Here is a 12,809-nt window from a genome sequence, read left to right on the forward strand (position 1 = left end):
AATTACAGGTAGTCGTCCGGCGAGCGGCGTCGGTTCCCGACGGCGGGCGGGATGAACCTCACGTATGCGGTTCCGCCGGTTTCAGCGGGTTCCGGTGGGTGAGCAGGGCTCGTACGTGCCACGATGGCCGCTCCGTGCGGGCCGGATCCCTTGTCGCGCCGCGTGTTTCGGGGGCGCTGTTTCTTCCCTGCTTACTTCCTCACTTCTTCCTTACTTCGTTAATTCGTTGCTTGCTTCTGTGCACGGGAGTGGTCATGACCGACCGACGTCTTTCGTTTCCTCTGCCCGCGAGGCCGGTGATCGGGTTCGGGCTGCTGTTGCTGGTGCTCTTCACGGCCGCCTACGCGGTCGGCGCTTTCGCCGGGCCGGTGGCGCCGGCAATGCACCCGGGAAAAGGCGGCATTCCCGCTCCTCAGCGGTCTGATGCCGGCGATGACGGCATGGGCGGGATGGATGACATGGGTGGGATGGATGACATGGGTGGTATGGGCGGTATGGGATGAGTGAGCGGGTCACTGTTCTGACGGTGGGCGGGATGACCTGTGCCGCATGCGTGGGGCGGGTCGAGAAGAGACTCGGGCGCCTGGAGGGGGTGAGCGCCTCGGTCAACCTGGCCACCGGAAAGGCCCGGGTCACTCACCCGGCCGCGCTCCCGGTCGACGATCTCGTGGCGACCGTGGAAGCCGCGGGCTTCACCGCCGAACGTCCCGAGCCGGAAGCGGCGAGCGATCCCGTACGTGAGCCCGAACCCGAGCCCGTGCCAGGGGAAGTGCAGGACGCCGACCGGCAGGAGCGTCGGCGCCTTCTGCTGACGGCGCTGCTGTCCGTCCCCGTACTCGTCCTGTCGATGGTGCCCGCCTGGCAGTTCCGGAACTGGCAGTGGCTGTGCTTCACCCTGTCCGCGCCGGTCGCCGTATGGAGCGCACTGCCGTTCCATACGCGGGCGGCGCGTGGGCTGCGGCACGGAGCCGCCACCATGGACACGCTCGTCTCCCTGGGCGTCGGTGCCTCCTTCGGCTGGTCCACGTACGCGCTCTTCCTCGGCGGCGGCGCAGCGCACAGCTATCTGGAAGCGGCCGTCGGGGTCCCGCTCTTCGTCTTGGCGGGCCGGTATCTGGAGGCCAGGGCCCGGCGCGGGACCGGTTCCGCGCTGCGCTCGCTCGCCGGGCTCGTCGTCAAGGACGTCGCCGTACGAGCCGAACGGGCGGAGGGCGCCGAACGCCGTGTACCGTTGCGCGATCTCCGCGTCGGTGACGCCTTCTTCGTACGCCCCGGAGAGCGCGTGGCCACCGACGGCACCGTGATCGACGGCAGTTCCGCCCTGGACCTGTCGCTCGTGACGGGAGAGAGCCGGCCGGTCGACGTGGGGCCGGGGTCGGCGGTGACCGGTGGGGCGATCAATTGCGGGGGGCTGCTGGAGGTCCGTGCGACGGCGGTGGGCGCGGACACGCGACTCGCCCGTATCGCCGGCCTGGTGGAGGAGGCCCAGGCCGGTAAGGCGAAGGTGCAGCGGCTGGCCGATGCGGTGGCCGCCGTCTTCGTACCGGCCGTCCTCGCGGTGTCCGTGACCGTGCTGGGGTTCTGGCTCGGCGCGGGGGCGGATCCGCAGGCCGCGATCACCGCCGCCGTAGCCGTACTGGTGGTGGCGTGCCCGTGCGCCCTTGGACTGGCCACTCCCACAGCGCTCCTGGCGGCCACCGGGCGCGGTGCGCAACTGGGCATTCTCGTGCGCGGACCCGAGGCACTGGAGCGGCTGCGGCGCATCGACACGCTCGTACTGGACAAGACGGGCACGCTCACCACCGGCCAGATGCACGTCATCGCCGTCACCGTACGTGCCGAGGCGGCAGGCACGGCCGATCCGGACGAGCCACGCACGTCCTGTACGTCACGTACATCGCGCACACCGAGCACACCGCGCACATCGCGCACGCTGGACGCCCAGGAAGCCCTCCGCCTGGCGGCGGCCGTCGAGCGCGGCTCCGAACACCCCTTGGCGCGCGCCATCCTGGCCCGAGCGGCCGAGGCAGATTCCACGCTGCCCAGGGTCCGGCACTTCACGGCGACTCCTGGATACGGCGTGTCCGGACAGGTCGCGGGCCGCGAAGTGACCGTGGCCCGGCCCGGCGCGCTCGCGGACCTTCCCCCGTCGCTCTCGGAGGCGGTCGGCACGGCGGAGGCCGAGGGCCACACCGCCGTACTGCTGACCGTCGACGGTACGCCGCAAGCCGTCATCTCCCTCGGCGACACCCTCCGCCCCGACTGCTACCGGGCGGTCGACCACCTGCGCCGCCTGGGACTGCGGCCGGTCCTGGCCACCGGGGACCTGGCGGCCACGGCCCGCGCCGTCGCCGGACACCTGGGCATCACCGAGATCCATGCCGACGCCCTCCCTGAGGAGAAGGCCGCGCTCGTGACCACTTTGAAGGAGCACGGCGGCCGGGTGGCCGTGGTCGGTGACGGCGTCAACGACGCCGCGGCGCTCGCCCACGCCGACCTCGGCATCGCCATGGGCAGTGGCACGGACGCGGCGATCGGTGCCGCCGATGTCACGCTGATGCGCGAGGACCTCCAGGCCGTCCCGGACGCCGTACGTCTGGCCCGGCGCACCCTGCGCACCATCCGCGTCAACCTCCTCTGGGCCTTCGGCTACAACCTCGTCACCGTGCCGCTCGCCGCCGTCGGCCGGCTCGACCCGATGACCGCGGCGGCGGCCATGTCGGCCAGTTCCGTACTGGTCGTGGCCAACAGCCTGCGGCTGCGGACCTGGACCCCACCCAAACCCCGTCGCGGCGGTACTTCCCCTGCCCGCCCCCGGCGGCACCGGTCCGCGACCATGACGACGCGATGGGAGACCTCATGAACCACCGTCTTCGCCGTAGTGCCGGAGCGCTGCGCGGAGCCGCTGTCCCCTCGGCCGTATGCCTGGTGACACTGGGAGGCCTGGTCCTGTGGACCGGTGCCGGGTACGCGGGCACGCCCGCCGAGCTGCGGGTGACCGACGGCCGCATTCTTGTGCCGTCCAACGACGAGGCCACCGCCGCGTTCTTCACCATCCGGAACACCGGCACCTCCTCTGACGAGCTGACCGGCGTCACCGCGCCCGCCGGACACCGCGCCATGCTCGGCCGCGACATCGAAGTCGCGCGGGGCGCACACCGTATGGAAATGGCCGGTGCCGCCGCGGTACCGGCGCGGGGCACGCTGCGGATGGCGGCGACGGGGCTGGACGTCATGGTCACCCCGCCGCCGCGGCTGTCGCCGGGCGACCGGCTCACCTTCACCCTTCACTTCCGCGACAGCGGGGACATCACCGTGCAGGCGGTGGCCGTACGGCCGGGACAGCCGATCCCGTAACCGGGCCCGGTAACCGGCTCCACCGCCGCGCCAGATGTATTGCTCACGAACGCCACGGACGTCACGAACGCCACGGACGTCACGAACGCCACGGACGTCACGAATGCCACGAGCACCACGGACGGCGCGGACGGCGCGACGCAGCCCGGGCCGGGCCGGGACCGGAACCTCGTCATCCAGCCCGGCTCCGGCCCGGTCCAAGCCCCGGCCCAGGCTCCGGCCCCGGCGTCGTTCAGGCGGCGGAACCGGCCAGGGCGGCCAGCCGTACGGGCCCTGCGGTACGTACGGGCCGCCCGCCACCGCCGGCCCGTCCCCCGGCCGCGTTCCCGGTCCCTGCCTCCGCTGCCGCCGTGTCCGCTGCCGCCGTGTCCGCTGTCTCCGTCATCCGCAGCGACGAGATCAGCGTCTCGCGCGCCCTGGCCACGCGGGAGCGGACGGTCCCCACCGGACATCCGGCGATCGCCGCCGCCTCCGCGTACGGCAGGCCCAGCATCTGCGTCAGTACGAACGCCTCCCGGCGCCGCGCGGGCAGCGTGGCGAGCAGTTGGGCCAGTGCGACGCCTTCCTCGAACCCCGGCACATCGCGTGGCTGCGCCCTCTCCGCCACCGCCTGCCAGTCGTCGGTCCCGGCCAGCCGGGGGCGGCTGGCCTGGGAGCGGAGCCGGTCGGCCACCACGCGCCGGGCGATCGTCAGCAGCCAGGTCCGGGCCGAGGAACGGCCCTCGAACCCGGGCAGGCTGCGCAGCGCCCGGAGGTAGGTGTCCTGCACGAGATCGTCGGCGGCCTGTGCGTCACCGCTCAGATGGGTGACATAGCGGCGTACGTCCAACTGTGTCGCCCGGACGAACCGTTCCACGGCCGCCTCGTCCCCGGTACGGGCTTCCAGGGCCCACGACGTCACCATGGCGTCATCCCGCACGGTGTGCCTCCCCTCGGTGCGGCCGGCAGGGGTCGGGGAGGATGGGCGCATGCAGTGCTCGCGCATACGAACCGCCCTTTCCGCCCGACTCGACGGAGAACAGCTCCCTGCGGGTGTCACGGGCCGGAGCCTGGGTGCCCACCTGGCGGGCTGTGCCCGGTGCCGTACGTGGGAGCGGCAGGCCGTCCGTCTCCGGCAGCTCGTGGCGACCACGAGCGGACCGCGCGGCGCCGGTGACGACGGTGGTCTCGGTGACGACGGTGGTCTCGGTGACGACGGTGGTGCCGGTGACGGCGGTGGTGTTGGCGACGGCGGCACGGAGGCGCTCGACGCGCTGCTGGGACGGCTCAGGCGGGCAGCCGCCGGGAACGGCGACCGCACGGGCTGAGCCCTCCCCGGGTTCACGTGCTTCTTCGAGATCTTCAAGAACGGGCGGCGACGTCGGTGACGCCTGCGTCCGGACATGGGTCATCATCAGGGGTCCTTCGCGAAGTCCGGCCCCGCGTGCTGCGCGTTACGTGTTTCGGTGTGCGGGACCGGTGACGACAACAGGGACCAGGACCGCACGGCCTCGTGCACGCATACGGAACACGGCGCGCCGTCCTGGGTGTGACCGCGCTGTCAGCAGACAGCGGTCCCTTGAGGCGGACCCCTCAGCCAGATGGCGTGGACGAGAAAGAGCTGTCGCAACGGCCGCCGGGGCTCGCGGCGCACCGTACGGGCGGGCGGCGCCGCAACGGGCAGCATCACGCGGAAGACGACGACCAGCGGTATGAACACGCGGGCCGAGACGGCACGTGCCACCCGGAACGCGGCCCGTTCGCCGCCGCACAGCCACCAGGCGCTCAGCAACGCCACCAGCAGGTGCGCCGCGGCCATCCCGCTCATACTGCCGTGCATCCCGCCCATGGAAGCCATGTCTCCCATGGACGCCATGCCGTCCATGCCACTCATGCCGTCCATGCCAGTCATGCCGTCCACGCCGGCCAGGTGACTCGACGACATGTGATGATGCATCGCCATGTGATCGGCCCCCGTGCCGGTCAAGGCCCCCGGCCCCGCGCCCGCCCCGCACATCGACGACGCGGCCCAGCGCATCACAGACGACATCTGCTCGCCGCCGCCGCTACCGCCACCGGCACTGGCGCCGGCCCCCATGCCGCTTCCACCCCTCCCGGCGGTCCAGCCCATGACCGACTGGCCGAAGGAGAAGGCGGTATGCAGCGCGGCCTGCGCGCTCACGGTCAGGGCGGTCACGAAGAGCGGGCCCCGCTCACGGCCGGCCAGGCACCAGGCCCCGCCCGCCGTCACGGCGATCGCGCCGAGCACCACCCACCAGGGCACGGGCGCGTCGGACATCGACGCGTGGCCGAGGGCGGCGAGCAGCACACACACCGCCGCGAACACCCCGGCCCGCAAGCCCCTGAGAACACGCCCCGCAACCATGACCCGCACATCGTTGCACCCCGCCCCGGACGCCGGACGTCAGGGGCCTCCCCCAGGCCACAGCAGGTGCCTCAGCTCCCCTCAGGACAGGCGCCGGGCCGCCCTCCAGCGGGGAGCCCCGTCGTCGGGAACATCCGGGGAGGCGAAGCGGAACGGCACCCCGAGGCGGTCGGCGAGGGCCTGCCCCGCCTCGGCGGCCACCGCACCCGCCGGGCGTCCGCCGGGCCGGTTGTACACGGTCGCCAGGTGGCCTTCTCCCGCCGGATCGTCCATGACCGCAACCATCAGGACGAAGCACTCATGGACCGTGTCACCGTCCCACAGTGCCTCGACGGCAACCAGCCGACCCGGAAGGGCCGAGGCGCGGGCCGCGAGCGAGGGCAGGTCGAGCGGATCGGCCGGCCGCCTGCGAACGCGGTCCCCGAGGTCAGGCCCGGTCCGGCCCGGTCACTGGGGGAGTGAGGACAGGAAGGCATGGAGCGCCTGGTCAAAGCAGGTGGTGTTCTCCAGGTTCACCATGTGGCCCGCGCCCGGCACCCGTATGCGGCGGGCGCCGGGGACGGCGAGGGCTATCGCATGGGCGTTGGCGGAGATGTCCGTACTGTCCAGGTCGCCGTCCAGGACCAGGGTCGGCACCCGGATCTCCGACAGCCGGTCGGCGGCACCGACCTCGATCGGCATGCCGGCCCCCAGACCGCCCGCGTGCGCCACGATATTGGCATCGGCCGAGGCCCGGATCCGTTCCCGCAGCGCGGGGTCCACCGCGGACGCAGGGCGGTGCGGACCGTCCACCCACATACGCAGGAAGTGCTCCACGTACTGCTCCGCGCCGTCCGGGGCGCCGATGGCGGCGACCTGCTCCTTGATGTGGTGCAGGATGAACGGGTCGGTGAAGGTGGTGCCGCTTATGCCGGGAGCGGCGAGGGCCAGCGCCGATACGTACTCGGGATGTGCCAGGGCGGTGTCCAGTGCCACTCGGGCGCCGTGCGAGAGGCCGACGAGTGCGGCGCGCCGGATGCCCAGGTAGGTGAGGAGGGCGCGCAGGTCGTCGTGGTTGGCGTAGTCACCGGCGACGGTCGAGGACAGGCCGTGCCCGCGGTGGTCGTAGCGGACCACCCGCAGGCCGGAGCGGATCAGCCAGGCGAACTGCTCGTCCCACATCCGCTGGTCCAGCATTCCGCCGTGCAGCAGCACCACCGCGGGGCCGTCGCCCGCCATCTCGTAGAACAGCTCGCCGTTGTCGACCGGTGCGGTGCCGTTCTCGACCTCGGCGTCGTGCCAGGCGTGGATGCCTTGGGTCATTCTCCGTGCCGTCCTGTCGGTGCGGGAGGGGAAGGGAGGGAGGGAGCGGTCGGATGCGCGGCGAGCCGGCGGAACTCGTCGCCTATCCGGTCCAGTACGCGCAGAGTCGTGGTGATGTCCTCCACGGTCAGATCGGCCAGTGCGTGCCGCAGCTCCGTCGCCTCGAATCCCTGTACCGCGCCCATGACGTCGCTGCCGTGCGCGGTGAGCCGGATCAGCGCCGACCGGCGGTGGGCGGGGTTCGGCGCCGACTCCACCAGGCCCAGATCCGTCGCGTGGTTCACCCAGCGCTGTACGGGCTGGCGGTCCAGCTCCAGCGCACGGGCCAGTTGCGGCACCGTGCGCGGGCCGCCGGTGCGCAGGGCGTCCAGAAGGGCGTGCTCGCCGGCGGTCATGCCCGTGCCGGTCAGCTCACGCTCCACGGCCCGTACCACCGTCCGGTGCAGGGGCCACAGACGGCGGATCACCTCGTACGCGAGGTGCTCGGGAGAGGCGGGACCGCTCCCCGCCTGGCTGACACTCATGATGTCATGATGACATCGGCGATGTCGTTTTGCACAGGGGCTGGGCACATCAATTTCCGCACTGCCCTGTTTTGTTGACGAAGTCGGTTGCCGGTCTCCTTCTGCCTGTGCCGCCGGAGGGACCGGAAGGGCGGGGCGTCGGGCTACGTAAGATGGCGCGTGCCGTGGGTGGCGGGGCACAGGGTGCTGTGCTCGGAAAAGTGGCTTCATGTGTGTTGTGTGCGTGAAGTGTAAAGTGCCGCAAATGCCCGTTGAACGTGCTTTGTTCGTCACCTCGCGCAGCCTTACCCGCCGCATAGCCGTGCCGGTACCTCCCGCGCTCCTGACCCTCGCGCTCGGCCTGTGGGGCATCACCCGCGAGGACAGCGTCTGGCGGGACGAGGCCGTGACCTGGCAGGTGGCACAGCGCTCCGTCGCACAGATATGGCACATGCTCGCGGAGGTCGATGTCGTCCACGGCCTCTACTACGTGCTCATGCACGGCGTCTTCGAGGTCTTCGGCGTCAACGTGTACACACTGCGCATGCCTTCGGTGCTGGCCATGATGGTCGCCACGGCGGCCGTCGCGGCCATCGGCCGCCGCCTGGCCGGGCCGTGGGCCGGGCTGACGGCGGGGCTGGTGTTCGCGGTGATTCCCAACGTCCAGCGCTACGCCCAGGAAGGGCGTGGTTACGCGATGGTGGCGGCTGCGGTGGCGGTGGCCACCTGGCTGCTGGTGGGGTCGCGGGACCGGTGGTGGCGCTGGGCCGGTTACACCGCGGCCATGCTCACCGCCGCGCTGCTCAACTGGTTCTCCCTCTTCGCCCTGCCCGCCCATGCCCTGACCGCGCTGATGGCCCGTCGCCGCGGCCACCGCCCCTTTCTGGCGCCGTGGTCGCTGTGCGCGGCGGTGGTGGTCGCGGGCGCGCTGCCGCTGGTCCTCGCCAGCCGCGCGCAGGCGGGCCAGGTGGCGTGGATCCGGCCCACCGGCGTGTCCACGTACGTGGGCGTCGCCTCCCTGCTGGTCGTGGCGTTGATCTGTGCCCGCGTTCCGTACGGGCCAGGCGTGCCGACCGTCCCGGGCGGCGGTGCGCCGGCGATGTCCCCGGCCTCGGTCGGCCTGCCCCTGCTCGCCGTACCGCAGGGCGTTCTGCTGCTCCTCAGCCTGATCGAACCGCTCTACATCGACCGGTACGTGCTCTACACCAACATCGGTTTCGCCCTGCTCCTCGGCGTCGGACTGAGCGGGGCCGTCCAGGCACTCCACGCACTCAGGGACCGCAAGAACCCGGAGCGGCCACGGGGGAATCCCCGGTCCGCCCGTGTACGCAAGGGGGTGCTGCTCGGGGGCGTGACGGTGACGGCGCTGGTGGCGCTGCTGCCCGTGGAACTCGGCCTGCGCCGGCCGGACAGCCGGGTCGACGACGTCATGAGCTCGGCGGTGGTGGTCGCCGCACACTCCCGCTCGGGCGACGGTGTGGTCTTCCTGCCGGCCGCCCGGCGCGACACGGCACTGGTCACCCCCAGGGCCTTCGCCGACCTGGAGGATCTCGCGCTGGACGAGGACCCGGCGGCCTCCGGCACGATCAAGGGCATCGAGAGCGCGCCCGACCACATCCGGGCCGCCATGCTCGCCCGATCCCGGATCGTCCTGGTGACCGATCCCCAAACGCCCCGCCCGGAACAGGCCACGGCCGCCGAGCGGCTCAAACTGAGCGTGCTCGCCGAGCACTTCGAGCGCATCACCGATGTGACGACGCGCGGACGACGCATAGAGGTCTATGAAAGGACGCACTGAGGTCGCGCGCACGGGACGGCACACAGGTACGGGCCCGCGCCCACGGCCGCAGTTACGGGCCGCGCCCACGGCCGGAGTCACGAGCCGCGCGTCGAAACGCAGTTACGGGCCTTCGCCTTTCGCCGCCCTCTCGGCAGGCGCCTGCTCCTCCAGGGGCGCCGCCACCTTCAAAGGAGCGGGCTCTTCCAGCGGAGCCGGTGCCTCACCAGGGGCGAAGCCGACCACGAGGTCCGCACGCCTGCGCCCGGCCTCGACCGTACGGGCATTGGCCTCGTCCGAGTCGTACACGAACCGTTCGGCCCGCTCCCGGGGCTTGCCGAAACGTTCATGGCGGTCGATCAGCCGCCGTACCCGCTCGGCCCCGTCCAGCTCCACGTACCAGACCTCGTCCAGCAGCGGACGCACCCGCGCCCACGGACCGTCCTCCAGCAGCAGGTAGTTGCCCTCCGTGACGACGAGCGGGAGGTCCGGCGGTACGGGGATGCTCCCGGCGACCGGCTCCTCGATGCGCCGGTCGAAAGCCGGGGCGTACACGAGGGTGTCCGGCTCCGGAGCGCGCAGGCGGGCGAGCAGGGCGGCGTACCCGGCCGCGTCGAAGGTGTCCGGGGCCCCCTTGCGTTCCGTACGGCCCAGCCGCCGCAGCTCCGCCTCGGCGAGATGGAAGCCGTCCATCGGTACGAGGGCACAAGAGCCGGCCAGTTCCGCCACCAGGCGGGCGGCCAGGGTGGACTTGCCGGCGCCCGGCGGTCCGGCGATGCCGAGCAGCCGCCTGCGCGAGGGCGTCGCCGAGGCGGCCAGCCGCCGGGCCCGGGCGAGGAGGTCCTCCAAGCATGACGGCTGTGCGGGGTGGGTCGAAGCGCTCCTGGTGGTGGTCATGGCTCAGCCCGCCGCGGCGCCCAGCCGCCACAACGACGTCACCTCCGCCGCGCGGGCCGCGTGCAGCGGATCGGAGGTGTCGCGGGCGCGCGGGTGGCGGGGGGCGATGTCCAGCCGGTCCCGTACCGTCAGCCCGGCCGACTCGAAGGCGGACAGCAGCTCCGCACGCGGACGCAGACCGAGGTGTTCGGCGAGGTCGGAGAGGATCAGCCAGCCCTCTCCGCCCGGTTCGAGGTGGTCCGCCAGGCCGTCGAGGAAGCCGCGGAGCATCCGGCTGCCCGGGTCGTAGACCGCGTACTCCACCGGGGAGGTCGGTTTGGCCGGTACCCAGGGCGGATTGCAGACGACCAGGGGCGCGCGGCCGGCCGGGAAGAGATCGGCCCGGACGACCTCGACCTGTCCGGCGACGCCGAGCCGCCCGGCGTTCTCGCGGGCACACGCCAGCGCGCGGGGATCCTGGTCGGTGGCCACGATCCGCCGGACGCCGCGCCGGGCCAGCACCGCGGCCAGCACGCCCGTGCCCGTACCGATGTCGAAGGCGATGGCGGGATCCGTCGCGGGCAGCGGAGCGCGGGCCACCAGGTCGACGTATTCGCCGCGTACGGGGGAGAAGACGCCGTAGTACGGATGGACGCGGTCGCCGCCGAGCGCCGGGATCTCCACGCCCTTCTTCCGCCACTCGTACGCGCCGATCAGTCCGAGCAGTTCGCGCAGCGAGACCAGCGCCGCCTCCTGGCCTCCGCCGCTCGCTTGCTCGGCTCCGTCACCGTTCCCGGCTCCGTCCCCGTGCCTCTCCCCGTCTCCGGTTCCGTGCCCGCCTTCGGTTCCGTACGCCTGGGCGCATGCCTGGCGTACGTCGGGAGCGCGGTGCAGCGGGACGACGTAGCCGGGGTCGAGGGGGACCAGCAGCATGCCCAGGATGCGGGCGCGCTGGCTCTGGGCCGCGCGGTGGAGGTGGAAGGCCCGCGCGGGATCGGCCGGGGGCTGCTTGCGCGGGCGCCGGTCGATGCGCCGGGCCAGCGCCGTCAGCAACTGGCGCGCGTTGTGGAAGTCACCGCGCCACAGCAGCGCGGTGCCCTCACACGCCAGTTTGTACGCGGCGTCGGCCTTCATACGGTCGTCCGCGACGACCACCCGGCGCGGTGGCGGGGCCCCGCTCTCGGAACGCCAACGAGCGGAGCGGGCCTGGTCGGCCTCGATCCATTCAACGACCGCCGGGGAGTTCACCGATGTGCGCCTCGTGGTAGTGGTTCGAGCCTCTTCCCGCGGGGTCCGGAAAACGGTGGCCGGCACACCGGGAGCCGGTGGCCGGGATTGATCCCGGTGATCGCGGCAAGGTGTTTCCTGTGCGGGGAGGAGGCGGTGACGTCCGACTTTACTCCGTGCCCGGGGCCCGGCCCGCGCCCAGGCCGTACGGACCGAGGGGAGCCCGGCCATGCGGGCCCCGTGCTGCTACGGTCCCGACCGCCGCCCACATAACCCATATCGCTCATACGGAGGAATGCATGCCGTACCTGGACACTTTGCCGGTCATCGTCGCGGTGGACGGATCCCCGGACAGCGAGCGGGCGTTGCACTGGGCCATCGAGGCGGCACGGCTGCGTTCGGCGCCACTCCAGGTCGTCCACGCCTGGCCGTACGCGTCCCCGCCGGAGGCCGCCGTCACCGCGACCGGTGAGGGCGATCCCGTACTGGACGAACTGCGCGGGAAGCTGGTGCGGCGGGGCGCCGGCGGCGGACTGCCCGAGATCACCTTTCGCGGCCTGAGCGGCCTGACCGACACCGTGCTGCCCGCGCTGGGCGACGAGGCCCAACTGCTCGTGCTGGGCTCGCGCGGACGCGGTGGATTCGCCAGCCTGCTGCTCGGCTCCAACGGTCTGGCCTGCGCCGCGCACTCCGCCGCGCCGGTCGTGGTGGTGCCGCGGCCGGACCGCGGCGGCGCCCCCGGGCACGCCGCCGAGCAAGGCACTTCGGGCGGGGACGCTTTGAGCGGGGGTGCCTTGGGCGCAGACACCTTGGGCGGCGAGGCCCGCCGTCCCGCCGCCGGCCGGATCACGCTGGGCATCGACGCCACCTCCGACGAGCCGGGAGCGATCGGCTTCGCCTTCGAGGAGGCGAGCCGGCGCGCGGCCCGTCTCGACGTCGTCTGCGGCTACTCCTGGCCGATGCTCACGCCGCCCGCCTTCGAGTACACGGCAGCGTACGAGGGCACGCAGCAGGAGTACGAGGACGCGCTGGCCAAGCGGCTGGCGGAGGCCCTGGCGCCGTACCGCGACCGGCATCCCGAGGTGGCGGTCGAGATCACGCTGCGGGACGCGGACGCCGCCGGCCAACTGGTCGAGGCGTCGAAGGACAGCGATCTGCTGGTCGTCGCCCGGCACCGCCGGCGGCTGCCGGTGGGCCGCCGCCTCGGCTCGGTGACGCACGCCGTACTGCTGCACGCCCTGTGCCCGATCGCGGTCGTGCCCGCCCCGGCCGCCGGCCCGCCCGCCGCGCCGCAGCCCTGAGCCCGAGGGCCGCGACGCGCGACGACGCGTGACCTGGCGCCCCACGGCAACCGGCAGCCGGCAACCGGCCACCGCGGCCACCGCCCGCCGGACTCACCAGG

Annotated in this window: 13 protein-coding genes; 6 read left to right on the forward strand and 7 right to left on the reverse strand. The window is 72.6% G+C overall.

All coding sequences use genetic code 11. The annotated features are described in order from the left end of the window. The first annotated feature begins 254 nt into the window (after positions 1–254). From KGS77_RS25820 to KGS77_RS25830, 3 genes are read left to right on the forward strand one after another with little or no spacing between them, the layout of a single operon-like run. Positions 255–503, forward strand: a complete 249-nt coding sequence (locus tag KGS77_RS25820; protein WP_242585440.1) for a hypothetical protein — start codon at positions 255–257, stop codon at positions 501–503. Next, complete coding sequence (locus KGS77_RS25825; protein WP_277994268.1) at positions 500–2,863, forward strand: cation-translocating P-type ATPase; 2,364 nt, start codon at positions 500–502, stop codon at positions 2,861–2,863. Before KGS77_RS25820 ends, KGS77_RS25825 begins: the two co-directional genes overlap by 4 nt. Then, on the forward strand, positions 2,860–3,357 hold the full coding sequence (locus KGS77_RS25830) for a copper chaperone PCu(A)C (RefSeq protein WP_242585449.1): 498 nt from the start codon (positions 2,860–2,862) through the stop codon (positions 3,355–3,357). The genes KGS77_RS25825 and KGS77_RS25830 overlap by 4 nt, the downstream gene beginning before the upstream one ends. 232 nt (positions 3,358–3,589) lie before the next feature. Here KGS77_RS25830 and KGS77_RS25835 read toward each other — a convergent pair whose 3' ends face one another. Next, a complete protein-coding gene (locus KGS77_RS25835) occupies positions 3,590–4,276 on the reverse strand; it encodes a sigma-70 family RNA polymerase sigma factor (protein WP_242585451.1) in 687 nt (228 codons plus the stop codon). Positions 4,277–4,325: 49 nt separating this feature from the next. On the opposite strand from KGS77_RS25835, the gene KGS77_RS25840 reads away from it, so the two are divergent. After that, a complete protein-coding gene (locus tag KGS77_RS25840; RefSeq protein ID WP_242585453.1) occupies positions 4,326–4,664 on the forward strand; it encodes a zf-HC2 domain-containing protein in 339 nt (112 codons plus the stop codon). Positions 4,665–4,897: 233 nt separating this feature from the next. Here KGS77_RS25840 and KGS77_RS25845 read toward each other — a convergent pair whose 3' ends face one another. The 4 genes from KGS77_RS25845 to KGS77_RS25860 form a co-directional block, all read right to left on the reverse strand. Next, complete coding sequence (locus tag KGS77_RS25845) at positions 4,898–5,695, reverse strand: PE-PGRS family protein (protein WP_347404529.1); 798 nt, start codon at positions 5,693–5,695, stop codon at positions 4,898–4,900. Positions 5,696–5,803: 108 nt separating this feature from the next. Next, positions 5,804–5,995 carry a hypothetical protein gene (locus tag KGS77_RS25850; protein ID WP_242585456.1) on the reverse strand — a complete coding sequence of 64 codons (192 nt, stop codon included), beginning with the start codon at positions 5,993–5,995 and terminating at the stop codon, positions 5,804–5,806. A 174-nt stretch (positions 5,996–6,169) separates the two neighbouring features. Next, positions 6,170–7,024: an alpha/beta fold hydrolase gene (locus tag KGS77_RS25855; RefSeq protein WP_242585459.1), complete on the reverse strand. Its 855-nt coding sequence runs from the start codon at positions 7,022–7,024 to the stop codon at positions 6,170–6,172. Further along, positions 7,021–7,548 (reverse strand): helix-turn-helix domain-containing protein, encoded by a 528-nt coding sequence (locus KGS77_RS25860; protein ID WP_242585461.1) that lies wholly within the window; start codon positions 7,546–7,548, stop codon positions 7,021–7,023. Before KGS77_RS25860 ends, KGS77_RS25855 begins: the two co-directional genes overlap by 4 nt. Positions 7,549–7,792: 244 nt before the next feature. On the opposite strand from KGS77_RS25860, the gene KGS77_RS25865 reads away from it, so the two are divergent. Then, entirely contained in the window at positions 7,793–9,325 is a 1,533-nt protein-coding gene (locus KGS77_RS25865; RefSeq protein ID WP_242585463.1) for a glycosyltransferase family 39 protein, read from the forward strand. Between the two features lie 102 nt (positions 9,326–9,427). Here KGS77_RS25865 and KGS77_RS25870 read toward each other — a convergent pair whose 3' ends face one another. Next, entirely contained in the window at positions 9,428–10,201 is a 774-nt protein-coding gene (locus KGS77_RS25870) for a nucleoside/nucleotide kinase family protein (RefSeq protein ID WP_242585465.1), read from the reverse strand. 3 nt (positions 10,202–10,204) lie between these two features. Continuing rightward, entirely contained in the window at positions 10,205–11,428 is a 1,224-nt protein-coding gene (locus KGS77_RS25875) for a class I SAM-dependent methyltransferase (RefSeq protein WP_242585466.1), read from the reverse strand. 287 nt (positions 11,429–11,715) lie between these two features. Here KGS77_RS25875 and KGS77_RS25880 point away from each other — a divergent pair, with 287 nt between their 5' ends. Then, complete coding sequence (locus tag KGS77_RS25880) at positions 11,716–12,708, forward strand: universal stress protein (protein WP_242587686.1); 993 nt, start codon at positions 11,716–11,718, stop codon at positions 12,706–12,708. Positions 12,709–12,809 lie beyond the last annotated feature (101 nt).

The organism is Streptomyces sp. MST-110588 (assembly GCF_022695595.1).
In the GTDB taxonomy this organism is placed as follows: Bacteria; Actinomycetota; Actinomycetes; order Streptomycetales; family Streptomycetaceae; genus Streptomyces.

Bases quoted from the DNA above. Each gene is read 5' to 3' on its own strand.
- KGS77_RS25870 (WP_242585465.1), bottom strand. From the start codon at position 10,201: ATGACCACCACCAGGAGCGCTTCGACCCACCCCGCACAGCCGTCATGC.
- KGS77_RS25820 (WP_242585440.1), top strand. From the start codon at position 255: ATGACCGACCGACGTCTTTCGTTTCCTCTGCCCGCGAGGCCGGTGATC.
- KGS77_RS25825 (WP_277994268.1), top strand. From the start codon at position 500: ATGAGTGAGCGGGTCACTGTTCTGACGGTGGGCGGGATGACCTGTGCC.
- KGS77_RS25830 (WP_242585449.1), top strand. From the start codon at position 2,860: ATGAACCACCGTCTTCGCCGTAGTGCCGGAGCGCTGCGCGGAGCCGCT.
- KGS77_RS25860 (WP_242585461.1), bottom strand. From the start codon at position 7,548: ATGAGTGTCAGCCAGGCGGGGAGCGGTCCCGCCTCTCCCGAGCACCTC.
- KGS77_RS25855 (WP_242585459.1), bottom strand. From the start codon at position 7,024: ATGACCCAAGGCATCCACGCCTGGCACGACGCCGAGGTCGAGAACGGC.
- KGS77_RS25865 (WP_242585463.1), top strand. From the start codon at position 7,793: ATGCCCGTTGAACGTGCTTTGTTCGTCACCTCGCGCAGCCTTACCCGC.
- KGS77_RS25840 (WP_242585453.1), top strand. From the start codon at position 4,326: ATGCAGTGCTCGCGCATACGAACCGCCCTTTCCGCCCGACTCGACGGA.
- KGS77_RS25850 (WP_242585456.1), bottom strand. From the start codon at position 5,995: ATGGACGATCCGGCGGGAGAAGGCCACCTGGCGACCGTGTACAACCGG.